The sequence below is a fragment of the Cereibacter sp. Soil_C_27 genome (genome assembly GCF_057657095.1).
Window position 1 is genome coordinate 209,834 of record NZ_JBDGJD010000004.1, and the last position, 25,339, is coordinate 235,172.

Here is a 25,339-nt window from a genome sequence, read left to right on the forward strand (position 1 = left end):
TCAGGTGTCCTGCCGCATGATGTCGACGATCAGCACATCCGAGACCATCTCGCCCAGCACCGATTGCGACACCTCGAGCAGCGCCTTGCGCAGCATCACCAGGTTGGAGCCATCGGTGAAGGAGCCCCGGAAGCCGCCGCTGTTGGCGTGATCGAACAGCACCTGCAGCATCGCGTCGCGCAGCTTCGGCTCGACCGCATAGACCTTCTCGGAACCGCCGGTCGTCACCTCGAGGCTGAGCGACAGGATGACCATCGAGGCCACCCGTCCCGCCTCGACCACCGGCACGATGAACTGGTTGTTCATCTTGACGTAGTCGGGCTGCTGTTCGGGCGGCAGCTCGGCCTCCGGCTTGGCCGGGGGCGCCTCGCCCTCGGCATGCGCGTCGGCGGCGAGCTCGGGCTCGGGGGCGGGACGCAGGAACAGCCCCGCCCCGGTTCCGGCGCCCAGCCCGATCAGGGCGAGCAGGATGGGAAGGATCTTGCCCATGGTCAGAACGGCAGCACGATGTCGGCGACCTGCTGGCCGAGCCGGGGTTGCTGCACGTCGCTGATCTGGCCGCGCCCGCCATAGGAGACGCGGGCCCCGGCGATTTTGTCATAAGTGATCTCGTTCTGCCGCGAGATGTCGGTGGGGCGGACATAACCGGTGACGATCAGCTCGCGCAGCTCGAAGTTCACCCGCACCTCCTGCTGGCCCTCGATCCGCAGCACGCCGTTCGGCAGCTCTTCCACCACGGTGGCGGCAACCCGCAGCGTCAGCTTCTCCTTGCGCTTAACCGTCCCGTCGCCGGAAAAATCCGAGCTGGAGCTGGTGTCCACCGCATCGGCCAGCGTCGCCCCCTCGGGCAGCGCGCGGTCCAGCCGCTGCGGCAGGCCGAGAAGCGACGGAATGGCCATCGACTCGGCGCCCGAGCGGCTGCGCCCGGTGGAGTTGGAGATCTCCGCCTTGTCGTCGATCTCGATCACCACAGTCAGGATGTCGCCGCGCTGCCCGGCGCGGCGGTCGCCCAGCAGCGAGGCCGTCCCGCCCGTCCAGAGCGAGGAGGCCTCGGTCGGGCCGGTGGGGTCGGCGGAGCGCGGCAGGGGCGAGGAATACATCGCGTGATGCTGGTAGCTGCCCTCCAGCGGAGAAAAGCCGGGCGCCTTGCCGACCTCTTCCAGTCGGGCGCAGGCGGGGATCGTCAGGAGAAGCAGGAGAGCGCGGCGCATGGGGATTCCTTCAGGGCGTGTCGCCGACCCGCACCACGCCATCGGGTCCGATCCGGCCATCGACGGTGGTGCGGGAGGCAAGGGTCATGACGCGGATGACATCGCCGACCCCGCCGCGCCCCAGCGCCCGCCCCTCGGCGGTGATCGCCAGACCGCCCGCGGCATAGGAGAGGGCGACGCGTTGGTTGCGGTCGACGATGGCGGGCGGGCCGATATCGGCAGCGAGGATCGGACGCCCGGCATAGAGCGCCACGCGCGCCTCGCGGCCCAGCACCTGCGCCGGATCGGCCAGCGCGCCGGGAAAGCTGTCTTTCGTCAGCGCGATATCGGCGGGGCCGAGCAGGCTCTGCGCGCGGATGGTGCGCGTGGCCACCAGGCTGTCGGCCTCGGCCATCAGCGGCAGCAGGATGAGGAGCAGCGCCAGACGCATCATTTCACCTGCGTCGTGGCCGATAGCATCTGGTCGACCGCAGTGATCACCTTGGCGTTCAACTCGTAGCCGCGCTGCGCCTTGATCAGCTCGGTCACCTCGCGGACCGAATCCACCGCGCTTTCCTCGAGATAGCCTTGCCGCAGCGTGCCCAGCCCGTCGATCCCCGGCGTTCCGACGATGGGCGGGCCAGAGGCCGGGCTTTCGACGAAGAGGTTGGAGCCGATCGCCTCCAGCCCCTTCTCGTTGGTGAAGCCGCTCAGCGACAGCTGGCCCAGAAGCTGCGCCTGCGCCTGATCGGTGAAATAGGCATAGACCTCGCCCGCGGCATTGATCGACAGGCTGGTGGCGTCGCTGGGGATGGTGATGCCCGGCGCCACCTCATGCCCGTCGGAGGTGACGATCAGCCCGTCCGCCGTCCGCTTCAGTGCGCCGTCGCGGGTGAAGGCCGCCCCGCCCGACGGCAGCGTCACCTCCAGATAGCCGCGCCCCTCGATGGCGACGTCGAGATCGCCGTTGGTCTGGGCGAGCGAGCCCTGCGCCAGTACCACCGAGACCGAGGAGGGCCGGACACCGAGGCCGAGCTGGATGCCGGTGGGCAGCATGCGGCCATCCTCGGCGGTCACGGTGCCGGGGCGCGCAAGCTGCTGATAATGCAGGTCGGCGAAATCGGCGCGGCGGGCGTTGTAGCCGGTGGTCGACATATTGGCGAGGTTGTTCGAGATGACATCGACGCGCGTCTGCTGCGCACTCATCCCGCTCGCCGCGATCTGCAGGGCCTTCATGGTCGTCTCCTACTGGCCAAGGATGCGCACCACGGCGCGCACCCGTTCGTCTTCGCGGTCGAGAAAGGCCTGCCCCGCCTCGTAGGCGCGCTGCACGTCGATCATCCGCACCACCTCGGCCACGGCATCGACGTTGGAGTCCTCCAAGGCGCCCTGCAGCAAGACCCCGCCTTCGACCGGCCCGAGATCGCCCTCGGCGGCAAAGAGCGTGCCACCTTCGTGGCGCAGGCTCAGGGGATCGGCGGGCTGCCAGAGCCCGACCCGCCCCAGCGGCGTGCCCCCTGCCGAAAGCGTGCCATCCTCTGCCATCGACACCGCGCCCGCGTCGGGCGGGATGAAGATCGGCGCGCCGCCCTGATCCAGCAGCCGGTCGCCATCGGGTGTCACCAGTTCGCCCTCCGCCGAGGGGGTGAAGCTGCCGGCGCGGGTCAGGCGCTGGCCGCGCGGCGTGTCGATCAGGAAGAACCCCTCGCCTTGGATCGCGAAATCGAAGGCGGCGCCGGTCCGGCTGATCCCCGCTTGCGAGAGATCGACCTGCCGCGCGCTGGCGCTGGCCATCGACAGCGAGGGATCGCCCTCCAGCCGCTTGACATACTCGCTGAACACCACCCCCTCGCGGCGGAAACCGCTGGTGGAGAGGTTGGCCATGTTGTTCGCCACCACCTGCATCTCGCGCATCAGGCCGGACTGGCGGGTGAGGGTGACGTAGCCGGCGGCGTCCATCTCAGCCTCCGGAGATCAGGGGGATGATGCGGTCGGTGAAGAAGGCGACCAGCGTCGCGGTCATGAAGCTCATCGAGGCCCAGAAGACGATCAGCATCGCCCCCACCTTGGGCACGAAGGTCAGCGTCATCTCCTGGATCGAGGTCAGCGCCTGGAAGAGGCCGATGCTGACCCCGGCCACCAGCGCCACCGTCAGGAGCGGCGCCGAGATCAGCACCGCCGTCCAGAGCGCCTGACGCAGGGTGTCGTAAAGCTGCGCCTCGGTCATACCGGCATCCTCAGGATCTCCTGATAGGCCTCCACCACCTTGTCGCGGACGGTCACCGCGGTTTCGACAGCCATCTGCGAGGCGGCCAGCGCCTGCACCAAGGCATGGGGGTCGGCCTTGCCGGACATGGCGGCAATGGCCGTCTGCTCGCCCTGCGCCAGCGTCTCGGCGAAGCTTTCCGCCATCTGTGCCAGACCCGCACCGGCCGGCTGCGGCTCGGGAGCCGCGGCCGACCGGGCCTTCGCATAGGTCTCGGCGGCAATCGAGGTTCTGATATCCATTCTGGAACTCCTCTATCTACGCAAAAGCTCGAACAGGCTCTGCGTCATCTGCCGCGCCTGATCGAACATCCTGAGGTTCGCCTCGTAGCTGCGCTGCGCTTCGCGCGCGTCAGCAATCTCGATCACCAGATCGACATTGGAGCCGTCATAGTGACCGCTATCGTCGGCCAGGGGATGGCCGGGATCGTAGATCTGCACCAGTTCGGCCTGATCGAGCTGGACCGGGCCGGGGGCGACGCGGCCTGTATCGGTCTCTTCCTGGAAACTGAGCGTCTTGCGGTGGTAGCCGGGGGTATCGGCATTGGCGATATTTTCCGAGACATGGCGCAGACGCATCGCCTGGGCATGCATCCCGGAGGCGGCGAGGCCGAGGGAGGTGGAGAGATCGCTCATCACCCGTTCCGCCCGAGGCTGCTGCGCAGCAGGCGCGAGGCGCTCTGATAGATCGAGAGCGCCATCTCGTGCTGCTGCTTGACGTCGACGGCCTTCACCATCTCCGCCTCGAGCGAAACGGAGTTGCCGTTGGGCGCGTCGGCGCCCCCGGCCTCGCGCGGCCCGGGCAAGGCAGGGCCCGAAGTGCTGGCCATGTGGCCTGGCCTCGTGCTGCGCAGGCTGGCCGTGGCGCCGTAGCTTTCGGCGAACTCAGGCAGGTCCTGCGCCTTGTAGCCGGGTGTGTCGGCATGCGCGACATTTCCGGCGATCACACCCATCCGCGACCCGGCGTGCACCGCCAGAGCATCGGCCATCCTGAAGATTTCCAGCTTCTGAAACACCGGGGCTTCTCCCTCGATCTGCTTCACCAAGGCTTAAGGGTGATTCCTTTAGAAACGGTTCTCACAGAACAAAGGGGGACTCGAATGTCGGAACTATTTGCAGCGCTTCGTGCAGAAATCGCGGCAGTGCCGCGCTGCCGCCGGATCGGTCGCGTGGCCGAGCTCGGGCGTGGCACGGTGCGGGTGACGGGGCTTTCCTCCGGCACCGCGCTCGGCGACCGGGTGCTGATCGTCGGGCAGCGCCGGGCGGTGGGGGGCGAGGTGTTGCGGCTGGCGCGCGACGGGCTGACGGTGCTGCCGGACGGGCTGTCGGAGGGGCTGGCCATCGGCGATGCGGTGGAGCTGGTGGGCCGGGCCGAGATCGCGCCCGACGACAGCTGGATCGGGCGGATCGTCGATCCCCTCGGGCGGCCGCTCGACGGGCGGCAGCTGTTCCGCGGCCCGGTGGCGCGGCCCCTGCGCGGCCCGGCCCCGGCTGCGGCCAGTCGCCGCAGCTTCGGCCCGCGGCTGGAAACCGGGGTGGCCGCCTTCAACACGCTGCTGCCTCTGGTGCAGGGGCAGCGGATCGGGCTGTTTGCGGGCTCCGGCGTGGGCAAATCCTCTCTCCTTGCGAAATTCGCGCGGGGGGTCAGCGCCGATCTCGTGGTCATCGGGCTGGTGGGCGAACGCGGGCGCGAACTGCGCGATTTCACCGAAAAAGTGCTTGGGGGCGAGGGGATGGCGCGGTCGATCATCGTGACCGCCACCTCCGACCAGTCGCCCCTGCTCCGTCGGCGCTGCGCCTGGGCCGCGATGGCCGTGGCCGAACATTTTCGCGATCAGGGCCTGCATGTGCTGCTGCTGATCGATTCGATTACCCGGTTCGCCGAGGCGCATCGCGAGGTGGCGCTGGCCGGGGGCGAGGAGGGCAACATGCGCGGCTTCCCGCCCTCGACCGCCCATACCATCATGTCCTTGGCCGAACGCGCGGGGCCCGGGCCCGAGGGGTCGGGCGACATCACCGCGATCTTCTCGGTTCTGGTGGCGGGGTTGGACATGGACGAGCCGGTGGCCGACATCCTGCGCGGCGTGCTCGACGGGCATGTGGTGCTCGACCGCAAGATCGCGGAGCGCGGGCGCTTTCCGGCGATCGACCTGCTTCGCTCGGTGTCGCGCAGCCTGCCCGATGCCGCTTCCGAGGCCGAGAATCAGCAGATCGCCACGGCGCGCCGCCTTCTGGGCAGCTTCGACCGGGCCGAGATGATGATCCAGGCCGGGCTCTACGCCAAGGGGTCGGACCCGCAGGTGGATGCCGCGATCCGCGTCTGGCCCGCGCTCGACGCCTTTCTGGCCGAGGATGCGCCGGATGGAATCGCGGGCAGCTTCCGTCGGCTCGCCGCCTGCCTGTCTGCCCCGTGATCAGTGGAGCAGCGACAGCAGACTGGAGGGGCGCGCGGAGTTCTGCAGCAGCTGCAGCGCAGGCGAGCTTGCCGCCTGCGCCGCGCTCTCCGACCGGATCAGGAAGCGGCGGATCAGCAGCTCCGTCTTCCCCGGATCGGCAAATTGCGCCACGCCTTCGTTGCCGAAGGCCGCCCCCGCCTTGGCCCGCAACGTCGCCACCTGCTGATCGAGATCGATGGAGGCGAAGCTCGTCGGCAGGCCGAAGGCACTTTCGAAGACCTTGCGCAGCGGGGCGGAGCCCAGCACGGTATACCACTTCGCCGTCTCGCTCGTTTTTGAGGCCGCGAGCGTCGACAGCTCGCGCTCCGCATTCAGCGCCAGCCGCATGTCGTCGTTCTGCGCCCCCACGGCCGTCTCGAACTGGCGGGCGTCATATTGCGCGAGGATCTTGTCGGCAAAACCCGAGATCTGGGTGCTCGCTGCGCCCAGCGCGAAGCCGAAGGCGGCAGAGAGTTTCTCATATTGCTTGTTCGCCAGCTTGTTGGCGAGGGCATCGGCGCTCAGTGTGCCCTCCTCCAGAACCTTTCGGATGAAATACCTGTTGTTGATGTCGGCCTCGAGACCGAAGGCGCCCAGCGCCACCTTCAGCAGGCGACGGTCAGACACCAGCGCCTCCGCCGTGGTGATCTTGCCGATCTTCTCGCGGAAATAGGCTTCGTCGCGCTGGTTGGCCGGAGCCGCCTCGAAAGCGGCCTTCTGCGAGGGCAGGGTGAGCTTGAGGAAGGTCCACCCCGCAACGCCACCGAAAGGGACGACCGGCGCGAAGCTCATTCCGACCGTGCGGCAAACAGCCGCTCCTCCCGGGGCAAGAGGCTGCGCAGCGCCTTCAGCACCTGGTAATGCTGATCCTCCATCACCGCCTTGGTCGCCACCGCGAACTGCAGCCGACTGTCGGGGTCGGTCAGCACCTGACTGAGCTGTTCGATGCCGCGCAGCAGCTGCAGGCGGGCCTCCGCCGGATCGACATCGCCAGACAGCACGAGCTGCGCGATATAGCAGACGCGGCGCACCGGCGTCGTCACCTCGCCGGGGTGGATGGCATCGCGCAGCCGCAGGATATTGGCGTTCGGCGTCATCACCGCCAGCCGCGAGCGCCGTTCGCCGTTCTCGATGACCGCGCCGTTGATTAGGACACGCTCATGCGGGCCGAGTTTCAGGACGAGGCCGCTCATCCCCTGCCCCCGTCGCCGCGCAGGCCGCGCATCACGGCGGTGTTGATGTCGATGAGCACATCGATGCCGGCATCGTCCTTCAGAACCTTCAGGCTGTGCTGGTCGATGAACTGGTAGAGATAGAAGAGCTGCGCCCGCAGCTTCTTGGGCAGGCCGTTGTCATTGTCGGCCACATCGGCGGCAAAGGTCGACCAGAGACGCAGATTGTCCTGCAGGGCCGCGGCGAAGGCGGCGAAATCCTCGGACTTGCGGGTACGGGTTGAGGCCAGTTTCTGCGTGATGCGGGCAAGCAGATCGTATTCGACGCCGCGCGCCGTGCGGGCGGGGGCCTCAGGCCGGGATTAGGCGAGGCGGGCCGTCTGAGCGGTGGACATGGGTCATCCTTTCCAAGATTGCACGAGCAGCGGAATGAGCCGGGCAGGAGCTGCCCGGCTCATGGCCCGTCACTTGAAGAGCGAAAGGATGTTCTGCGGCGCCTGGTTGGCGATCGACAGCGCCTGGATCCCGAGCTGCTGCTGGACCTGCAGCGCCTGCAGCCGTGCCGAAGCCTCCTCCATATCGGCATCGACCATCGAGCCGATGCCCGCCTTCATCGAATCCATCAGGTCGCCGACGAACTTCGCCTGGATGCCGATGCGGCCTTCCGCCGAGCCGAAGGCCGAGGCTGCCTTGATCGAGGTCTGGATCAGCCCCTCGATCGCCGAAAGCGCCGCCTTGGCGCCGTTGGTGGTCGAGACGTCGATCTTGGCCACCAGCGCCAGACCGCCGCCCGCCTTGCCGCCCGCGGTCAGCGTGGCATCGCCCGCCGCCGAGGCCGCGAGCGCCGTCGCGGTGTTGTTCTGCACCGTGAAGGTGTTGGAACTGGCCGTCACGGTGAAGTCGGTGCCGAGGCCCTGTTTCTTCAGTTCGAAGTTGATCGTGTCGACGAGGTTCTTGGCGATATCGGCGTTGGTGTCGCCGTCACGCGCCACATAGAGCGCCGTGCCGGTGGCAGTCGCATTGGTGCCGACGAATTTCGTCAGGTCGAAGGAGTAGCCGTCGCCGGCCATCACCGTGGCATTGCGGCCCGACGTCGCCGTTTCACCCGCGACGGTATAGGTCGCCAGCGCCGCGCCATTGGCCGTCGCGGTGCCCGCCGCGGTGAAGGCCGCCGCAGCGAGGGTCAGGCCACCGGCGGCTGCCGCCTGGGTCCCGAGGTCCTGCTTGGCCACGGCGATCGACGACGACGCCACCCCGGTGCTCGAACGGTCGAGCGAGGACAGCACGTTGACCGTCCCGGTGCCCGAGACCGTCGTCTTGATCAGCGCATAGGTTGTGGCCGATTCGCGGTTGCTGAGCAGGCTCAGACCGTTGAACTGCGCCGCGTTGACCACCGAGTCGATCTGCTTGGTGAGCGCCGCGATATCGGTCTGGATCTTGGTCTTGTCGGCGCTCGCCTCCTGCGCGGCGACGATCTTGCCCTTCATGTCGGTGAGCAGGCTGGTCACCGACTCCGCCGCCTTGGCCGACAGCGAGACGGTCGATTTGCCCAGAGCCAGGCTGTCGCTGATCGCCTTGAAGCCGGTGACATCCGACTCCATCACCTTGGAAATCGCCCAGACGGCGGCGTTGTCCTTGGCCGAGGCAACCGACTTGCCGGTGGAGATCTGGTCCTGGGTCTTGGCCAGGTTGGTGTTGATCCCCCGCAGCGTCTGGAGTGCGACCATGGCGCCGGTATTGGTAAGGATGGAAGACATTGCGTTTCCTTTGACAGGCCTGCGCTTTGCGCGGGCAGAAAGCCATCGCTGCGAATGGCGGAACAGGCGTTCTTGCCCTTGCGCCGGGTGCCCCCGCCGCGCCATCCCACCCCGGGACGCAAGCTGATTGATGCCCTCCATGTCTTAACGGATCGCTAATTCCCTCCTCCGCTCTGGCCCGCATTTGAACCAAAGGCGCCGCAGTCAGACCCTCTGGACCAGCGTCGGCAGGGCCGCCTGCGCGCGCTGGCCATGCGCGTCATAGGTCCCGAGCCCGCCCGACACTGCGGCCTCGACCTCGGCGAGGCGCCGCCGCGCCGCCCGGACCCCGCGTGCCGCAGCCTCGAGACAGACCATGTTGCGCTGCGCCTTCTCGCGCAGCCGCTGCGCATCGGCCTCCGCCAGCACCGGCGGCGCGGTCAGCGCCTGCACCGCCCGCTCGCCCAAAGGGCCCAGCGCCGCCAGATCCCCGGCCAGGATCGCCCCGCGCATCGCGTCGAGCAGCGCCTCCAGCGCCGCCGCCTCAGACGGCATCCGCGTCGCCCTTCGTCAGCGCGCGGAACAGGCTTTCCGCCAACCCGATCCCGCCGCCGCGCACCATGGCCGCCGCCTGTTCGTTGCGCAGGAAGGAGGCGAACTGTTCCTCGCCGATGCCGCCGCCAAAGCTGCCCTCGCCGGGCCCCACCCCGGCATGGGCCAGCATTTCCGAGAGAAAAGCTGCCTCCAGCTCGTCCGCCTTGCCGTGCAGCAGCTGCTGCCGCGCCGCCGGCGGCAGGGGAAGAATCGGGTCGGGTATCATGCCATGCTCCTTTCCATCGGATTTTTGTGACTATCCGCGATGCGGGTAAACAGTCGGTAATCAGTCTCGTGGAAAACGGAGCAAGGTCCGGCAGAACGCAGGTTCAGATGATCGCTCCACTTATGATACCCTTCGCCCCTGAGGCCCCGACCGCCGCTGTCCCGGCGACTGCGACGGGCGACGGAGCCTTCCTCCTGGCCTTCCTGCAGGCGGAGGTGCTTTCGGTGCCGAAGGAGCGGGAATCGGAAGCGCCTCTTCCTGAGAAACCCTCGATGTCTGCAGAGGAAGGCCCTGTCGAAGCGGAGCCAGCCGAGGAGTCGTCAGGCAAGGAAGTCGCGGTGGGATGGGCAGTTGCAATGACTGCGGTGCTTCCGCCGGTCGATAAGTCTCCGGCCTCTCCCTTCGACGAGGCTGAAGCGGCCTCAAACACCGCGGAGGCTGACGATTCCAACGCCGCCCCAGCACGGCACCTTGCTGCACTGCCCCCCGCAGAGTTGGAGGCGTCGCGAGGGGCGGATCACCAGGGGCTTCCAGCAGGGTCGACGTCGCGGGCGGTGCCCTTGCAGCCTGCTCCGGGGTTGCAGGATACGGGCGGCGCTGAGCAGGAAGTGTCGCAGCCTAGGCTTGTCGTCGTGGCCCAGCTAGGGGAAAGCGCGCGGCAAGACGTACCACGGCTGCCCATGGCGCTTCCGGAGGATGCTGCTGCTCCAGGCGCTTCTCGCGGCAATCCGGAGGCCTATGCTCGGGCTGAGCCGCGGAAGGAGGAGACGAAAGCAGGATCATCCGACCGGCAGGCTGAAGGACCGGAAGCGGCAGCCACTGCGGGTGAGTCCATGGTCGTCGCCCGAGATCCTGACTCTGCTTCCCAAGCTGCCACGCCATATGCCGGGGCCGCTCCTGCGAGCTCACCCGTAGCGGCCTTCCCGGTCGCCATCGACTCCGGCATAGCGGCCGCGCAGAAGCCAGCGCCGTCGCCAGACGCAGGGGCGAGCCCGAGCGAGCAAGGGTCATTTCCGTCCACACGATCAGCGCAGTCGCTCAGAGAGGTCGGCCAGATACAGCATCTCGAAGCGTCTGCGGAACCTGTGGTGCGACTCGAATCCAAAGCTGCGCCAGGCCCGGAGGTGAAGACACTCCCGCCCGTGCGGATCAGAGCATTGCCGGAGCGCCTGCCCGCGCCCGATGTGAAGGAGGATCGACTCCTCCTCAGTCCGTCAGCACAGACAGCATTTACAGGCACGGCTGTTCACGCGTTCAAGGCCAGCGCACCAGCCGTTCCGCCAATCACGATCCGGGAAGCCGTCGAGACCGCCGTGGATCATGCCACCGAGCCGGCTAGCCCGTCGAAATCCGATGCCCCGCCGCAGCTTCATCGCAGCAGCGAAGTGCCCCTGGATCCGGCAAGGTCCCTCCGCAGCGCAGCTTCCCCGGGCGAGCCTGCTCTGCCGCGCCCGCACGTCACGCCCGCTGCGCCTCTCGCAGCCGCAACGCCTGCTCCGCCTCTCGCACCGACGACGCCTCTCGCACCGGCGACGCCTCCGCCGCCCGAGGAGGCGATGTCCGCCCAGCCAAGGCTACGCCCGGAAAGGTCGGACGACCCGCAGTTCTCCGACAAGGCAGGGATGTCCGAAGAAAATCTCGCGAATACCACGCGGGGGGCGCCTGCGAGGCCGAAAACGCTCCCCTTCGACGGGCGCATATTGGCGCCATCTCCCCAGGCGACGCCTCCGCAGGCGCACAAGCTCCCGGAGGCGCCGGCGCAGGTCCACCTGTCCGATGCCCTGACCACCCGCCCTCTCGAGCCCCGCCGCGCCAATGCGCAGGAGAGCGAACTGCTCGCGCCTTCAAGCCCTTCCCTCACCGCACCGGAGCACAGCGCCCCACTCCAACCGGAAATATCCGCCGCTGATCCGCTCCCGGCCCCCGCACCCCAGGGCGATCCGGCCCTGACCAAACTCGAGCCAGCGGATCGTCCTGCGCTCCCGCCGCGTTCCCTGCCGCCGGAAGTGGCACCCGCCCTGACGGAGCTGGCGCGGGAAGGCGGGGGCGGAGTGGAGGTTGCGCTCTCGCCGGAAGAGCTGGGCAGTGTCACCCTGCGGATGGAGCAGGAAGGGGCGGGGCTTCGGGTGACGCTTTCGGCGGACCGGCCCGAGACGCTGGATCTGATGCGCCGCCATGCCGGGCATCTGCAGCAGGAGCTGGCCGATGCGGGTTTCGCGGGCGTCACCTTCAGCTTCGGCAAGGGCGAGAAGGGTGGCGAGCGGCAGGCCGACCGTCCGCCGCCGCGGGGGACCGAACTGGGCGCGGCTGTCGCCTTCCCCCGCCTGCCCGCTCCCGTGTCGCGGGGCAGCGGGCTCGACCTCAGGATGTAGGAGACGATGATGGATGTCGCTTCGGCCACCGCCACGACCAGCACGACGACGCAGACCGGCAGCGCCGCCAGCAGCGTGTCGGATTACCAGACCTTCCTCAACATGCTGACCACCCAGCTGCAGTATCAGGATCCGCTCAACCCGATGGAGTCGTCGGATTTCGCGGTGCAGCTCGCGACCTTCTCGGGGGTGGAGCAGCAGACCCAGACGAACCTGCTTCTACAAAGCATGATTTCCTCCTTCGACATGATGGGCATGGCGCAGCTGGCGGGCTGGATCGGCAACGAAGCGCGGGTGGCCGCACCCGCCTGGTTCGACGGTGCGCCGGTGACAATCTCGCCCAACCCGGCCTTTGGCGCCGACGGGGCAGTGCTGGTCGTCCGCGATGCCGAGAGCGATGTGGTCTCGCGCGAGGACGTGCCGGTGATCGCCGGGCCGATGGACTGGGTCGGGCTCGACCCCACCGGCGCGCCGCTGCCCGACGGGGCCTACAGCTTCACGCTGGAGAGCTATGCCGGCGAAAAGCTTCTCGGCACCAGCCCGGTGGAGGTCTACGGCCGGATCATCGAGGCGCGCGGCGGCGAGTCGGGCACGATGCTGGTGCTGGAGGGCGGAATCGAGGTGTTGGCCCAGGCCGTGACCGGCCTGCGTGCCGCGCAATGATCAGAGCAGCGCGCCCAGCCAGACCCCGAGCCCGGTCATCCCCGCCCCCGCCAGCATCCAGACCACCGGATGCACCCGGCGGCGCGGCGGCAAGACCACCACGGTCTGACCCTGGCGGATCAGCAGATCCTCCACCAGCCGCGGCAGCCGCGGGCCGAAGCGGCCGACGACGCGGGCGGTCCGGGTCAGATCGCGCAGGATCGCCTTGGGACCGACGTTTTCCTTGATGTAGTCCTCGACGATCGGCCGGGCCACCTGCCAGATGTTGATCCGCGGATCGAGGCTGCGCGCCACGCCCTCGACCACCACCATGGTGCGCTGCAAGAGGATCAACTCGGTCCGCGTCTCCATGCCGAAGCGCTCGGTCACCTCGAAGAGATAGGCCAAGAGCTTCGCCATCGAGATATAGGTGGCGTCCATGCCGAAGATCGGCTCGCCCACCACCCGCAGCGCCCGGGCGAATTCATCGATGTCGCGGTCGGCGGGCACATAGCCGGCCTCGAAATGCACCTCGGCCACGCGGCGGTAGTCGCGGCGGATGAAGCCGAACAGGATCTCGGCATAGACGCGGCGGGTGTATTCGTCGAGCCGCCCCATGATGCCGAAATCATAGGCGATGATGTCGCCATTCGCCGCCACCTTCAGGTTGCCCTGATGCATGTCGGCATGGAAGAAGCCGTCGCGCAGCGCATGGCTGAGGAAGAGCTGCAGCACCCGCGTGCCCAGCACCTGCCGGTCATGCCCTGCCGCATCCAGCGCCGCATTGTCGGCAAGGCTGATGCCCTCGGCCCAGCCCAGCGTCATCACCTGACGGCCCGAGAAGTTCCAGATCGGCTTGGGCACCTGGAAACCGGCGTCATTCTCGGTATTGGCGGCGAATTCGCCCGCCGCCGCCGATTCCAGCCGCAGGTCCAGCTCGCCGTTCACCACGCCTTCGAAATGCGCGATCACCTCGGTCGGCCGCAGCCGGCGCGAGGCCGGAGACAGCAGCTCGATGATCCGGGCGGCGAGGTAGAAGGCGTCGATATCGGTGCGGAACGACCGCTCGATCCCCGGGCGCAGCACCTTCACCGCGACCTGCACGCCGGTATCGGCCAGCCGCGCGCGATGCACCTGCGCGATCGAGGCGGCGGCGACGGGCTCGGAGAATTCCGAGAAGATCTGGCTCACCGGGCGGTTCAGCTCGGCCTCGACCATGGTCTTGGCCACCGCCACCGGGAAGGGCGGCAGCTTGTCCTGCAGATATTGCAGCTGCACCGCCATCTCGGGGCCGACCACGTCGGGCCGGGTCGAGAGGATCTGGCCGAACTTGATATAGGCCGGACCCAGCGCGGTCAGCGCCCGGGTCGCGGGCGGCAGCGTCTCGTCGCCCTTCAGCCCGATCCAAGCGAAGGGCCAGCCGAGCACCCGCGCCACCAGCCGGATCCGCGGCGGCGCGTCCAGCGCCGCCAGCACCACGCCGATCGCCCCGGTCCGCTCCAGCGTGGCAAGGGTCCGGATCAGCCGCCAGATATTGTGCGGGCCGCGCACCTACAGTTTCCAGCCGGAATGCAGCGCAGCGATACCCATGGAGAGGTTGCGATACTTCGCCTGACCGAAACCGGCCTTCTGGATCATCTTCAGGAAGGTCTCCTGATCGGGGAACTTGCGGATCGATTCCACCAGATATTGATAGCTGTCGCGATCACTGGCCACGATCTGGCCCATCACCGGGATCACGTTGAAGGAATAGCGGTCATAGGCCCATTGCATCGCCGGGTTGGGCAGATGGCTGAACTCCAGCACCATGAGCCGCCCGCCCGGGCGCAGCACCCGGAAGGCTTCGTTCAGCGCGTCCTGCACCCGGGTCACGTTCCGGATGCCGAAGCTGATGGTGTAGACGTCGAAGCTGTTGTCCTTGAAGGGCAAGGCCATCGCATCGCCCGTCACCCAATCCAGCCGCTCCGACATGCGGTCGGCCTCGGCGCGCTGGCGGCCCGCCACCAGCATGCTCTCGGTCATGTCGCAGACCACCGCCGTCGCCCCCGGCGCGCGGCCGAGGAAGCGGAAGGCGATGTCGCCCGTGCCGCCCGCCACATCCAGCAGACGCTGCCCGGCACGGGGGGCCAGCCAGTCCATCATCGCATCCTTCCACAGCCGATGGATGCCCATCGACATGAGGTCGTTCATGATGTCGTATTTCGAGGCCACGCGGGTGAAGACCCCATGAACCATTCCGGCCTTGTCCCCCTCGGGCACCGTCTGGAAGCCGAAGTGGGTGGTGTTGGGCTGATCGTCGGTCATCGGGTCTTGCTGTCCTTCGCTTTGACCTCTCTTTATAGGCTGCCCGGCGCGCGCTGCAATGCGCCGCCGTGCTGCCATCTGTCGCGGAGTGAGAATGCCCGAACTGCCCGAGGTCGAAACCGTGCGCCGCGGGCTGGAGCCCGTGCTCACCGGCCATGTCATCACCGAGGCCCTGGTGAACCGCCCCGACCTGCGCTGGCCCTTCCCGGAAGCCATGGCCGAGCGGCTGACCGGCCAGCGCATTCTCGCGCTGCGCCGCCGGTCGAAATACATCCTCGCCGATCTCGGCAGCGGCGAAAGTCTGCTGATCCATCTGGGCATGTCGGGGCGGATGCTGGTCTCCGGCGCCCTGCTGGGCGACTTCCACCACGACCATCCGGCCCCCGCCAAGCACGACCATGTGGTGCTGACCATGGACAGCGGCGCGCGGGTCACCTTCAACGACGCCCGGCGCTTCGGCTCGATGGATCTGGTGGCGACCGATCACGCGGCAGAACACCCGCTGCTGGCGGGGCTCGGGCCGGAGCCCTTGGGCAATGTCTTCCACGAGGCCTATCTGATCGCGCGGCTCGCGGGCCGCAACACGCCGATCAAGGCCGCGCTGCTGGATCAGCGCGTGGTGGCGGGGCTTGGCAACATCTATGTCTGCGAGGCGCTGTTCCGCGCGCAGATCGACCCCACCCGAAAGGCGGGCGCGCTGTCCGCCGCAACCGTCGCCTCGCTCGTGCCGATCATCCGCCAGGTACTGACCGAGGCGATCGAGGCCGGCGGATCGTCCCTGCGCGACTACCGGCAGGCGGATGGCGAGCTCGGCTATTTCCAGCACACCTTCCGCGTCTACGACCGCGAGGGCCAGCCCTGCGTCACCCCCGGCTGCCCCGGCACCGTCGGGCGCATCGTGCAATCCGGGCGCTCCACCTTCCACTGCCCGATCTGCCAGAGATGACTTGATCCCGTCCGCCGGGCTGCTAGACCTTCGCCCAACGCTGCGAGTGCAAAGGAACAGCCATGGCCTACGAGACGCTGATCGTCGAGATCGAGGATTATGTCGCGCTGATCCGGCTCAACCGGCCCGACGCGATGAACGCGCTGAACTGCAAGCTGATGTCGGAGCTGGCGCAGGCCCTGGGCGAGGCCGACCGCAACGACAAGGTGCGCTGCATCGTGCTCACCGGGTCGGAAAAGGCCTTCGCCGCCGGGGCCGACATCAAGGAAATGGCCGAGCAGAGCTTCGTCGACATGTTCGGCGGCGACTTCTTCACCCAGGATTCCGAAGCGATCCTGCGCACCCGCAAACCGGTGATCGCCGCCGTGGCGGGCTATGCGCTGGGCGGCGGCTGCGAGCTGGCGATGATGTGCGACTTCATCATCTGCGCCGAGAACGCCAAGTTCGGCCAGCCCGAGATCAATCTCGGCGTGGTGGCCGGCCTCGGCGGCACCCAGCGGCTCACCCGCTTCGTCGGCAAGGCCAAGGCGATGGACATGCATCTGACCGGCCGCTTCATGGATGCCGCCGAGGCCGAACGCTCGGGCCTCGTCAGCCGGGTCGTGCCGGTGAAATCGCTGATGGAAGAGGCGATGAAGGCCGCCGCCCGCATCGCCGAGAAATCCGCGCTCACCGCCATGGCGGTGAAGGAGGCGGTGAACCGCAGCTACGAGACCACGCTGCGCGAAGGCATCCTCTTCGAGCGCCGGCTGTTCCACGCGATGTTCGCCACCGAGGACCAGAAGGAGGGGATGGCCGCGTTTCTGGAAAAACGCACGCCCCAGTTCCGTGACAGATAAGTGAAAAACCGCCCATACCCGGTTGACTCGAGCCCGAGTCGCTCGTAAAGACGCGGCTTCAAGATAGACACGAACCGAAGAACCGGAAACTCGATACATGGCCAATTCGCCCCAGTCCAAGAAGCGCGCCCGCCAGTCCGAGGCTCGCTATGCCGTGAACAAGGCGCGCCGTTCGCGGATCCGCACCTTCCTTCGCAAGGTCGAGGAGGCTCTTGCCTCCGGTGACCAGGCTGCTGCCGCTGCCGCTCTGAAAGTCGCTCAGCCCGAAATGGCGCGCGGCGTCACCAAGGGTGTGCTGCACAAGAACACCGTGGCGCGCAAGATGTCGCGCCTCTCCTCGCGCGTGAAGACCCTCGGCGCTGCTGCCGCAGCCTGATCCGAAACGCACGACTGATCTGCAAAAGCGCGCCGCTCCGGCGCGCTTTTTGCATGTCTGAATGCGCGTTTCACCCCAGCGTTGCCGTTTTGCCCGCCCTCCGGGATTCGCTTCGGCAATCTATGCGTCAACAGTGAAGTTCGGTTGCGGAGCCTCGGTGCCAGTTGCTAGCGTCTGGAGGCGATTCACTTCGTCCTTGGGGGGACATGGCTGATCGCAGGTCGTTTTACATCGCTGCTGGTGTCGCGCTGCCGCGACTGGATGAAGAATGTCCTGTGGTCATGGGGTTATGGTGTCTGTGCTGAATAAAGCACGCATTCCACGGAGATAGGGGGCACCGAAGCCTTTCGGTGGCACCCAGTCCGTATCGACCCGGTTTTCCGGCCCGCGCCGCTGATGGCGGTGGGGCTGGCCCGTCCTTCTGTGCCTTCTCGGCAGAGGGGGCGCGGTGCAGTCGCGAACGAGACAACATGGCAGCCCATGGCATGACGCCGAGGGCAGGCCGCAAACAAAAAGCGACGGACGGGCTTGGGAATGACGAACGACACGTGGGTGCAAATGCGCGAAGGTCTGCTTCAGCGGGTAGGCCGGAACAACTTTGTCACCTGGATCGAACCACTGAAACTCGCCGGCCTGCGCGAGGGTGTCGCCCGGTTCGAGGTGCCGACCGTCTTCTTCGGCGACTGGGTCTCGCGCAACTTCGGCGACCACATCCGTCTGCACCTGTCCGAAGGCGGCGCGGCCGTGGAGCGGCTGGAATTCGCCGTGAGCACCGCGCCCCGTCCCGCTGCGGCGCCCGCTCCGGCTCCGGCCCCCGCCCCGGTGAAGACCACCGTCAAGGCCAAGCCCGTGGCCGAGGAAGACCTGCGTGGCGCCCCGCTGGATGCCCGCTTCACCTTCGAAAGCTTCGTGGTCGGCAAGCCGAACGAGCTCGCCCATGCCGCCGCCCGCCGCGTGGCCGAGGGCGGTCCGGTCAGCTTCAACCCGCTGTTCCTCTATGGCGGCGTCGGGCTCGGCAAGACCCACCTGATGCACGCCATCGCCCACGAGCTGCAGATGCGCCAGCCCGACCTGCGGGTGCTCTACCTCTCGGCCGAGCAGTTCATGTACCGCTTCGTCCAGGCCCTGCGCGAGCGCGAGATCATGGGCTTCAAGGAGCTGTTCCGCTCGGTCGATGTGCTGATGGTCGATGACGTGCAGTTCATCGCCGGCAAGGATTCCACGCAGGAGGAGTTCTTCCACACCTTCAACGCGCTGGTGGACCAGAACAAGCAGATCGTCATCTCCGCCGACCGCGCGCCGGGCGAGATCAAGGATCTGGAAGAGCGGATCAAGAGCCGCCTGCAATGCGGTCTGGTCGTCGACCTGCATCCCACGGATTACGAGCTGCGTCTGGGGATCCTGCAGCAGAAGGCCGACTACTATCACCAGCAGTACAAGGGCCTCGTGCTGGCCGATGGCGTGCTGGAGTTCCTCGCCCATCGCATCACCACCAACGTCCGCGTGCTGGAAGGCGCGCTGACCCGGCTCTTCGCCTTCGCCAGCCTCGTCGGGCGCGAGATCAACCTCGACCTGACGCAGGACTGCCTCGCCGACATCCTCCGCGCCTCCGACCGCAAGGTCACCATCGAGGAGATCCAGCGCAAGGTGGCCGAGCATTACAACATCCGCCTCTCCGACATGATCGGCCCGAAGCGGCTGCGCACTATCGCGCGCCCGCGTCAGGTGGCGATGTATCTGGCCAAGCAGCTGACCCCGCGCTCCCTGCCCGAGATCGGCCGCCGCTTTGGCGGGCGCGACCACACCACGATCATGCACGGTGTGCGCAAGATCGAAGAGCTGATGGCGACGGATTCGCAGCTCAACGACGATCTGCAACTGTTGCGCCGTCTGCTACAGGCCTGAACCGGGTCGGGCCGGGGCCTTGACGGCCCCGCGAAAGCTTCCATAGTCGAAAAAACTTGTGATCCGGCGAAAAGCCGGGCAGCTTCGGCGTCCCTGACGCGAGGCGTCGGTCAGAAGGGTATGAGGGAATGAAGATCAGCATCGAACGCGGCACCCTGCTGAAGGCCGTTGGGCAAGCCCAGTCGGTCGTCGAGCGCCGCAACACCATTCCCATCCTCGCCAACGTGCTGATCGAGGCCGAGGGCAGCTCCGTGTCGTTCCGCGCCACCGATCTCGACATCGAGGTGGTGGACCGCGCCGCCGCCATGGTCGAACGCCCCGGCGCGACCACCGTCTCGGCGGTCATGCTGCACGAGATCGTCCGCAAGCTGCCCGACGGCGCGCTGGTCGGCCTGACCGAAGATGCCGCGACCGGCCGCCTGACGGTCACCGCCGGCCGCTCGGTCTTCAGCCTCGCCACGCTGCCGAAGGAAGATTTCCCGGTGATGGCGAGCTCGGAATATGCCTCGAACTTCTCCGCCCCGGCCCCGGTGCTGCGGCGGTTGTTCGACAAGGCGAAATTCGCCATCTCGACCGAGGAAACCCGCTACTACCTGAACGGCGTCTACCTGCATGTCGCCACCGGCGACGAGGGCCCGGTGCTGCGCTGCGTCGCGACCGACGGCCACCGTCTGGCCCGGATCGATGCGCCGCTGCCCGAGGGCGCGCAGGGCATGCCCGGCGTCATCGTGCCGCGCAAGACGGTGAACGAGCTGCGCAAACTGCTCGACGACGACGAGGCCGAAATCGCCGTTTCGGTGTCCGAGACCAAGGTGCGCTTCGCCACCCCGGTGCTGACCATGACTTCCAAGGTCATCGACGGCACCTTCCCCGACTACACCCGCGTCATCCCCACCGGCAACACCCGCCGTCTGGAGGTCGACGCCGCCGAATTCGCCAAGGCGGTCGACCGCGTCGCCACCGTCTCCTCGGAACGCTCGCGCGCGGTGAAGCTGTCGCTCGACGAGGACCGGCTGGTGCTCTCGGTGAACGCCCCCGATTCCGGCGCCGCCGAGGAAGAACTGGCCGTGGCCTATGCCGACGAGACGCTGGAGATCGGCTTCAACGCCAAGTATCTCTTGGAGATCGCCTCGCAGGTGGATCGTGAGAACGCGGTCTTCCTGTTCAACTCCTCGGGCGACCCGACGTTGATGCGCGAGGGCAATGACATGTCGGCGGTCTATGTCGTCATGCCGATGCGCGTCTGAGCCGACGCCGGGGGGCCAGCCCCCCGGACCCCCCGGGATATTTTTCGACAGAAAATGAGGGTGTGATGCGCGGGCTTGCGATCGAGACGCTGGTCCTGTCGCATTTCCGCAGCCACCGCGCAGCACGGCTGCAGCTCGACGGGCGGCCGGTGGCCATCTTCGGGGCCAATGGCGCGGGCAAGACCAATATCCTCGAGGCCGTCTCGCTGCTCTCGCCCGGGCGCGGGTTGCGGCGCGCCGGCGCCGAAGAGATCGCCCGGCGGCCCGAGGCTCTGGGCTGGAAGGTAAGCGCCGATCTTCGCGGCTTGCACGGCGCGCATGAGGTCGAGACCTGGGCCGAGGCCGGGGCGCAGCGGCAGGTGCGGATCGACGGCAAGGCCGCGACGCAGGTGATGCTGGGCCGGATCGCCCGGCTGCTCTGGCTGGTGCCGGCGATGGACCGGCTCTGGATCGAGGCGGCCGAGGGGCGGCGGCGGTTTCTCGACCGCATGACCATGAGCTTCGCCCCCGATCACGCCGAGGCGGTGCTGGCCTATGAGAAGGCGATGCGCGACCGCAACCGGCTGCTGAAGGATCAGGTGGGCGACCCGCATTGGTATGGCGCGCTGGAGGCGCGGATGGCCGAGGCAGCGGCGCTGATCGTGGCGCATCGCGCCGCGGCGCTGGCGCGGCTGAATGCCGCGCAGGAGGGCGCTGCGACCGCCTTTCCCCATGCCGCCCTCAGCCTTTCCGGCGAGGAACCCGAGGATCTGGCGACGGCCTGGGCCGAGGGGCGGCGGCGTGACATGGCGGCGGGACGCACGCTGATCGGCCCGCATCGCACGGATCTGCTGGCGGTTTATGCCGCCAAGGGCGTCGGCGCCGACCAATGCTCCACCGGCGAGCAGAAGGCGCTCTTGATCTCGCTGATCCTCGCCAATGCCCGGGCCTTGGCCGAGGATCTCGGCGCGGCGCCGATCCTGCTGCTGGACGAGGTCGCGGCCCATCTTGACGCCGGACGGCGCGCTGCGCTCTATGACGAACTCTGTGCCCTGGGGGCGCAGGCGCTGATGACCGGCACGGGGGCAGAGCTCTTCGACACGCTGGGCAGCCGCGCGCAGGTGTTCGAGGTGGCCGAGGAGGCAGGCGTGTCCAGTGTGAGGGAGATCGTCGCATGACGCCGCAGCGGGTCACGCTCATCACGCTGGGCGTCGCCGATCTGGCCGCCGCCATCGCCTTCTACGAACGCCTCGGCTGGCGCCAGCACGGGCGGCAGGAGGGCGTCGCCTTCTTCCAGCTGAACGGTCTGGCGCTGGCGCTGTTCGGGCTCGCCGATCTCGCCGCCGATCAGGGCCGGGCTGGCGCGACCCTCGGCACCGGGGGAGTGACGCTGGCGCAGAACTTCGCCACCGAGGCCGAGGTCGATGCGGCCTTCACGCAAGCGCTGGCAGCGGGCGCCACGGCGCTGAAGCCGCCGGAGAAGGTGTTCTGGGGCGGCTATTCCGGCTACTGGGCCGATCCTGATGGCCATGTCTGGGAGGTTGCGATGAACCCGTTCTGGCCCTTGGCCGCAGACGGCAGCCTGACGTTGCCCGCATGACCATCGCTGCGGAAAGCCTGCTGCTCTACTGCGGCGCCCTCGTCATCCTGTTCCTCACCCCCGGCCCGGTCTGGGTGGCGATGATCGCCCGCGGCCTCACCGGAGGCTTCGCCGCCGCCTGGCCGCTGGCGGTGGGGGTCGCGCTCGGCGATCTCTTCTGGCCGCTCGCCGCGATCTTCGGGCTGAGCTGGGTCGCCTCGGTCTATGCCGATTTCATGTCCGTGCTGCGCTGGGTGGCGGTGGCGATCTTTCTCGTCATGGGCTGGATGCTGATCCGCAACGCCGGCAAGCCGATCTCGACCGACAGCCGCCTCACCCGCCCCGGCCGTTTCGCGGGCTTCGCCGCCGGCATCGCGGTGATCCTCGGCAATCCCAAGGCGATCCTGTTCTACATGGGCGTGCTGCCCGGCTTCTTCGACCTCACGCGGCTGACCTCTGTCGATGTCGCGGCGATCCTCGCCGTCTCGGCGGCGATCCCGATGGCCGGAAACCTCTGCTTCGCGCTCATGGTCGACCGGGTGCGCAGGCTTCTGTCCTCGCCAGAGGCGCTGCGTCGGCTGAACGTCACGGCGGGGGTGCTGCTGATTGCGGTTGCAGGCGTGATTGCCCTCTCCTGACCGCTAAATCTATGGCAGGCGCGTGACATTCCCCCCCCCGGCGGCTATAAGTTGCGGGTAATGAAAAGGGTGGGTCCGCATGGCCGAAGCAGCAAAAGTGCCGGAAGAATACGGCGCAGATTCCATCAAGGTTTTGAAGGGGTTGGAAGCCGTCCGCAAGCGTCCCGGCATGTATATCGGTGATACGGACGACGGCTCGGGCCTGCATCACATGGTCTACGAGGTCGTGGACAACGGCATCGACGAGGCGCTGGCCGGTCACGCCACCGCCGTCTCCGTGAAGATCCATGCCGACAGCTCGGTTTCGGTGCGCGACAACGGTCGCGGCATCCCGGTCGACATGCACCAGGGCGAGGGCGTCTCGGCGGCCGAGGTCATCATGACCCAGCTGCATGCGGGCGGCAAATTCGACCAGAACAGCTACAAGGTCTCGGGCGGCCTGCACGGTGTCGGCGTCTCGGTGGTGAACGCGCTGTCCGAATGGCTGGAACTCAGGATCTGGCGCAACGGCAAGGAATATTACGCCAAATTCGCCCATGGCGAGACGGTGGAGCCCTTGCGCGTCGTCGGTGACGCCCCGGGCGAGAAGGGCACAGAGGTGCGCTTCCTCGCCTCGACCCAGACCTTCTCGAACCTCGACTACGTCTACAAGACGCTGGAAAACCGCCTGCGCGAGCTGGCCTTCCTCAACTCCGGCGTCCGCATCCTGCTGGAAGACGAACGCCCCGCCGAACCGCTGAAGACCGAGCTTTTCTACGAGGGCGGCGTGCGGGAATACGTGAAGTATCTCGACCGCTCGAAATCCTCGATCATGCCCGAGCCGATCTACATCATCGGTGAACGCGCGGGGATCACCGTCGAAGTGGCGATGTGGTGGAACGACAGCTACCACGAGACGGTGCTGCCCTTCACCAACAACATCCCGCAGCGCGATGGCGGCACGCATATGGCGGGCTTCCGCGGCGCGCTGACCCGCACGATCAACGCCTATGCCCAGTCCTCCGGCATCGCCAAGCGCGAGAAGGTGGATTTCACCGGCGACGACGCGCGCGAGGGTCTGACCTGCGTTCTGTCGGTGAAGGTGCCCGACCCAAAATTCTCCAGCCAGACCAAGGACAAGCTCGTTTCCTCCGAAGTCCGGCCCGCGGTCGAGAACCTCGTGAACGAGAAGCTGGCCGAGTGGTTCGAAGAGAACCCGACCAACGCCAAGATCATCGTCGGCAAGATCGTCGAGGCGGCGCTGGCCCGCGAGGCGGCGCGCAAGGCGCGCGAGATGACCCGGCGCAAGACCGCGATGGATGTGGCCTCGCTGCCGGGCAAGCTGGCCGACTGCCAGGAGAAGGACCCGGCTCTGTCCGAGATCTTCATCGTCGAGGGTGACTCGGCAGGCGGTTCGGCCAAGCAGGGCCGGGCGCGCAAGAACCAGGCCGTGCTGCCGCTGCGCGGCAAGATCCTCAACGTGGAACGTGCCCGCTTCGACCGGATGCTGTCGTCGGAAACCGTCGGCACGCTGATCACCGCGCTCGGCGCCGGGATCGGCCGCGACGAGTTCGACATCAACAAGCTGCGCTACCACAAGATCGTCATCATGACCGACGCCGATGTTGACGGCGCGCATATCCGCACGCTTCTCTTGACCTTCTTCTTTCGGCAGATGCCCTCGATCATCGAGGGGGGCTTCCTCTACATCGCCCAGCCGCCGCTCTACAAGGTCGCCCGCGGCAAGTCCGAGGTCTACCTGAAGGATCAGGCCGCGCTCGAGGATTACCTGATCCAGATGGGCGTCGACGGCGCCATCCTGCAGCTCGGCACCGGCGAGAAGATCGCGGGCGCCGACCTCGCCCGGGTGATCGAGGGCGCGCGGCAGTTCCGCCGGGTGCTGGAGGCCTTCCCGACCCACTATCCGCGCAACATCCTCGAACAGGCGGCGCTGGCCGGCGCCTTCGATCCGGGCCGTGCCGACGAAGACTTGCAGCTGGTGGCCGACACGGTGGCCAAGCGGCTCGACGGCATCGCGGTGGAATACGAACGCGGCTGGACCGGGCGCATCACCCAGGATCACGGCATCCGCCTGTCGCGCATCCTGCGCGGCGTCGAGGAACTGCGCACGCTCGATGGCGCGGTGCTGCGCTCGGCCGATGCGCGGCGGTTGTCGCATGTCTCGACCGGCACGCGCGAACATTACCAGGCGCCGGCCCGGCTGATGCGCAAGGACCGCGACCAGATGATCCACGGCCCGATCGACCTCTTGAAGGCCATCCTGGCCGAGGGCGAGAAGGGTCTGTCGCTGCAGCGCTACAAGGGTCTGGGCGAGATGAACCCCGAGCAGCTCTGGGAAACCACGCTCGATCCCGAGGCGCGGACGCTGCTGCAGGTCAAGGTCGACGATCTGGCCGAGGCGGACGACATCTTCACCAAGCTGATGGGCGATGTCGTCGAGCCGCGTCGCGAGTTCATCCAGCAGAACGCGCTGAACGTCGAGAACCTCGACTTCTGACCTGTGGGACGGCAGCGTTGCGGCGCTGCCGTCCGTCCTAGCGGCGGACGGGCGTCGCGGCGAAGACGCAGCCGATGATCAGGCCGACGGCCCAACCGACGGCAAGCTGCCCGATCGCCACGCCGAAGACAGTGCCGAAGCCGATCCCGATGATCGTGCCCATGACCAGACGCCAAATCAGTTCCGACATGAGATCCTCCCTGTTGATCCGCCTCAACGGCACAAGCCCGTTCCGGTTCCATCGGCGGGAACCCGCCAAAACGCTGTTCATGCGGTTTTTGCCCGGGCTCACCTGCGTTAGCCATAACATCACGGGTTCGGCACCGGATATGCGCTGCAGAAATGAACAAAGCGCTCTCGTCAGGCGTTGACCCATGTCCGCAATCAGAACGGAGGC

The 25,339-nt window shown here is 67.5% G+C and carries 29 protein-coding genes and 1 pseudogene; 12 read left to right on the top strand and 18 right to left on the bottom strand.

The genetic code is table 11. The features are described 5' to 3' along the window. From AC3A5Z_RS15845 to AC3A5Z_RS15885, 9 genes are read right to left on the bottom strand one after another with little or no spacing between them, the layout of a single operon-like run. Nucleotides 1–489 carry a flagellar basal body-associated FliL family protein gene (locus AC3A5Z_RS15845; protein ID WP_487520298.1) on the bottom strand — a complete coding sequence of 163 codons (489 nt, stop codon included), beginning with the start codon at nt 487–489 and terminating at the stop codon, nt 1–3. 2 nt (nt 490–491) lie between these two features. Beyond that, entirely contained in the window at nt 492–1,211 is a 720-nt protein-coding gene (gene flgH, locus AC3A5Z_RS15850) for a flagellar basal body L-ring protein FlgH (protein ID WP_487520299.1), read from the bottom strand. A gap of 10 nt (nt 1,212–1,221) precedes the next feature. Beyond that, a complete protein-coding gene (flgA, locus tag AC3A5Z_RS15855) occupies nt 1,222–1,641 on the bottom strand; it encodes a flagellar basal body P-ring formation chaperone FlgA (RefSeq protein ID WP_487520300.1) in 420 nt (139 codons plus the stop codon). After that, nucleotides 1,641–2,426 (bottom strand): flagellar basal-body rod protein FlgG, encoded by a 786-nt coding sequence (gene flgG, locus AC3A5Z_RS15860; RefSeq protein WP_487520301.1) that lies wholly within the window; start codon nt 2,424–2,426, stop codon nt 1,641–1,643. Before flgG ends, flgA begins: the two co-directional genes overlap by 1 nt. Before the next feature lie 9 nt (nt 2,427–2,435). Beyond that, on the bottom strand, nt 2,436–3,149 hold the full coding sequence (locus AC3A5Z_RS15865; RefSeq protein WP_487520302.1) for a flagellar hook-basal body complex protein: 714 nt from the start codon (nt 3,147–3,149) through the stop codon (nt 2,436–2,438). A 1-nt stretch (nt 3,150) separates the two neighbouring features. Beyond that, nucleotides 3,151–3,417, bottom strand: a complete 267-nt coding sequence (locus AC3A5Z_RS15870) for a flagellar biosynthetic protein FliQ (RefSeq protein ID WP_487520303.1) — start codon at nt 3,415–3,417, stop codon at nt 3,151–3,153. Next, nucleotides 3,414–3,698 carry a flagellar hook-basal body complex protein FliE gene (fliE, locus tag AC3A5Z_RS15875; RefSeq protein ID WP_487520304.1) on the bottom strand — a complete coding sequence of 95 codons (285 nt, stop codon included), beginning with the start codon at nt 3,696–3,698 and terminating at the stop codon, nt 3,414–3,416. The genes AC3A5Z_RS15870 and fliE overlap by 4 nt, the downstream gene beginning before the upstream one ends. A gap of 12 nt (nt 3,699–3,710) precedes the next feature. Continuing rightward, the gene (gene flgC, locus AC3A5Z_RS15880) at nt 3,711–4,091 is read right to left on the bottom strand and encodes a flagellar basal body rod protein FlgC (RefSeq protein ID WP_487520305.1); all 381 of its coding nucleotides are present in this window, start codon (nt 4,089–4,091) and stop codon (nt 3,711–3,713) included. Next, on the bottom strand, nt 4,091–4,498 hold the full coding sequence (locus AC3A5Z_RS15885) for a FlgB family protein (RefSeq protein WP_487520583.1): 408 nt from the start codon (nt 4,496–4,498) through the stop codon (nt 4,091–4,093). The genes flgC and AC3A5Z_RS15885 overlap by 1 nt, the downstream gene beginning before the upstream one ends. Before the next feature lie 57 nt (nt 4,499–4,555). Between AC3A5Z_RS15885 and AC3A5Z_RS15890 the strand changes: the two genes are divergently transcribed. Then, nucleotides 4,556–5,869: a FliI/YscN family ATPase gene (locus AC3A5Z_RS15890; RefSeq protein ID WP_487520306.1), complete on the top strand. Its 1,314-nt coding sequence runs from the start codon at nt 4,556–4,558 to the stop codon at nt 5,867–5,869. Here the strand turns inward: AC3A5Z_RS15890 and AC3A5Z_RS15895 are convergent, their stop codons facing one another. The 6 genes and pseudogenes from AC3A5Z_RS15895 to AC3A5Z_RS15920 form a co-directional block, all read right to left on the bottom strand. Next, on the bottom strand, nt 5,870–6,682 hold the full coding sequence (locus AC3A5Z_RS15895) for a DUF1217 domain-containing protein (RefSeq protein ID WP_487520307.1): 813 nt from the start codon (nt 6,680–6,682) through the stop codon (nt 5,870–5,872). Continuing rightward, entirely contained in the window at nt 6,679–7,083 is a 405-nt protein-coding gene (gene flbT, locus AC3A5Z_RS15900) for a flagellar biosynthesis repressor FlbT (RefSeq protein WP_487520308.1), read from the bottom strand. The genes AC3A5Z_RS15895 and flbT overlap by 4 nt, the downstream gene beginning before the upstream one ends. Further along, nucleotides 7,080–7,406 (bottom strand): annotated as a pseudogene (gene flaF, locus AC3A5Z_RS15905) (flagellar biosynthesis regulator FlaF); the annotation flags it as partial. The pseudogene flaF and the gene flbT, both read right to left, overlap by 4 nt. A gap of 120 nt (nt 7,407–7,526) precedes the next feature. Next, complete coding sequence (locus AC3A5Z_RS15910) at nt 7,527–8,819, bottom strand: flagellin N-terminal helical domain-containing protein (protein WP_487520309.1); 1,293 nt, start codon at nt 8,817–8,819, stop codon at nt 7,527–7,529. A gap of 204 nt (nt 8,820–9,023) precedes the next feature. Then, nucleotides 9,024–9,353, bottom strand: coding sequence for a hypothetical protein (locus AC3A5Z_RS15915; RefSeq protein WP_487520310.1), 330 nt, complete (start codon nt 9,351–9,353; stop codon nt 9,024–9,026). After that, nucleotides 9,343–9,618 (bottom strand): rod-binding protein, encoded by a 276-nt coding sequence (locus tag AC3A5Z_RS15920; protein ID WP_487520311.1) that lies wholly within the window; start codon nt 9,616–9,618, stop codon nt 9,343–9,345. The genes AC3A5Z_RS15915 and AC3A5Z_RS15920 overlap by 11 nt, the downstream gene beginning before the upstream one ends. A 1,622-nt stretch (nt 9,619–11,240) precedes the next feature. Here AC3A5Z_RS15920 and AC3A5Z_RS15925 point away from each other — a divergent pair. Next, nucleotides 11,241–11,990, top strand: a complete 750-nt coding sequence (locus AC3A5Z_RS15925) for a flagellar hook-length control protein FliK (RefSeq protein WP_487520312.1) — start codon at nt 11,241–11,243, stop codon at nt 11,988–11,990. 9 nt (nt 11,991–11,999) lie between these two features. Continuing rightward, entirely contained in the window at nt 12,000–12,653 is a 654-nt protein-coding gene (locus AC3A5Z_RS15930) for a flagellar hook capping FlgD N-terminal domain-containing protein (protein ID WP_487520313.1), read from the top strand. Here the strand turns inward: AC3A5Z_RS15930 and ubiB are convergent, their stop codons facing one another. Together ubiB and ubiE are read right to left on the bottom strand one after the other, a co-directional pair. Further along, a complete protein-coding gene (ubiB, locus tag AC3A5Z_RS15935; RefSeq protein ID WP_487520314.1) occupies nt 12,654–14,183 on the bottom strand; it encodes a 2-polyprenylphenol 6-hydroxylase in 1,530 nt (509 codons plus the stop codon). Further along, nucleotides 14,184–14,936, bottom strand: a complete 753-nt coding sequence (ubiE, locus tag AC3A5Z_RS15940; protein ID WP_487520315.1) for a bifunctional demethylmenaquinone methyltransferase/2-methoxy-6-polyprenyl-1,4-benzoquinol methylase UbiE — start codon at nt 14,934–14,936, stop codon at nt 14,184–14,186. A gap of 94 nt (nt 14,937–15,030) precedes the next feature. Here ubiE and mutM point away from each other — a divergent pair, with 94 nt between their 5' ends. From mutM to gyrB, 9 genes are all read left to right on the top strand, one after another. Next, nucleotides 15,031–15,882: a bifunctional DNA-formamidopyrimidine glycosylase/DNA-(apurinic or apyrimidinic site) lyase gene (gene mutM / locus AC3A5Z_RS15945; RefSeq protein WP_487520316.1), complete on the top strand. Its 852-nt coding sequence runs from the start codon at nt 15,031–15,033 to the stop codon at nt 15,880–15,882. Nucleotides 15,883–15,944: 62 nt separating this feature from the next. After that, the gene (locus tag AC3A5Z_RS15950; protein WP_487520317.1) at nt 15,945–16,721 is read left to right on the top strand and encodes an enoyl-CoA hydratase; all 777 of its coding nucleotides are present in this window, start codon (nt 15,945–15,947) and stop codon (nt 16,719–16,721) included. Nucleotides 16,722–16,818: 97 nt separating this feature from the next. Beyond that, nucleotides 16,819–17,097 (top strand): 30S ribosomal protein S20, encoded by a 279-nt coding sequence (rpsT, locus tag AC3A5Z_RS15955; RefSeq protein WP_136791561.1) that lies wholly within the window; start codon nt 16,819–16,821, stop codon nt 17,095–17,097. Between the two features lie 534 nt (nt 17,098–17,631). After that, complete coding sequence (gene dnaA / locus AC3A5Z_RS15960; RefSeq protein ID WP_487520318.1) at nt 17,632–19,002, top strand: chromosomal replication initiator protein DnaA; 1,371 nt, start codon at nt 17,632–17,634, stop codon at nt 19,000–19,002. Nucleotides 19,003–19,130: 128 nt separating this feature from the next. After that, the gene (gene dnaN / locus AC3A5Z_RS15965; RefSeq protein ID WP_487520319.1) at nt 19,131–20,249 is read left to right on the top strand and encodes a DNA polymerase III subunit beta; all 1,119 of its coding nucleotides are present in this window, start codon (nt 19,131–19,133) and stop codon (nt 20,247–20,249) included. Nucleotides 20,250–20,314: 65 nt separating this feature from the next. Then, complete coding sequence (gene recF / locus AC3A5Z_RS15970; RefSeq protein WP_107662741.1) at nt 20,315–21,406, top strand: DNA replication/repair protein RecF; 1,092 nt, start codon at nt 20,315–20,317, stop codon at nt 21,404–21,406. Next, nucleotides 21,403–21,828 carry a VOC family protein gene (locus AC3A5Z_RS15975; RefSeq protein ID WP_487520320.1) on the top strand — a complete coding sequence of 142 codons (426 nt, stop codon included), beginning with the start codon at nt 21,403–21,405 and terminating at the stop codon, nt 21,826–21,828. The genes recF and AC3A5Z_RS15975 overlap by 4 nt, the downstream gene beginning before the upstream one ends. Beyond that, nucleotides 21,825–22,445 carry a LysE family translocator gene (locus AC3A5Z_RS15980; RefSeq protein ID WP_107662743.1) on the top strand — a complete coding sequence of 207 codons (621 nt, stop codon included), beginning with the start codon at nt 21,825–21,827 and terminating at the stop codon, nt 22,443–22,445. Before AC3A5Z_RS15975 ends, AC3A5Z_RS15980 begins: the two co-directional genes overlap by 4 nt. A 79-nt stretch (nt 22,446–22,524) precedes the next feature. Beyond that, nucleotides 22,525–24,942 (top strand): DNA topoisomerase (ATP-hydrolyzing) subunit B, encoded by a 2,418-nt coding sequence (gyrB, locus tag AC3A5Z_RS15985; RefSeq protein WP_487520321.1) that lies wholly within the window; start codon nt 22,525–22,527, stop codon nt 24,940–24,942. A gap of 37 nt (nt 24,943–24,979) precedes the next feature. Here the strand turns inward: gyrB and AC3A5Z_RS15990 are convergent, their stop codons facing one another. Then, nucleotides 24,980–25,132 (bottom strand): hypothetical protein, encoded by a 153-nt coding sequence (locus AC3A5Z_RS15990; protein ID WP_487520322.1) that lies wholly within the window; start codon nt 25,130–25,132, stop codon nt 24,980–24,982. Nucleotides 25,133–25,339 lie beyond the last annotated feature (207 nt).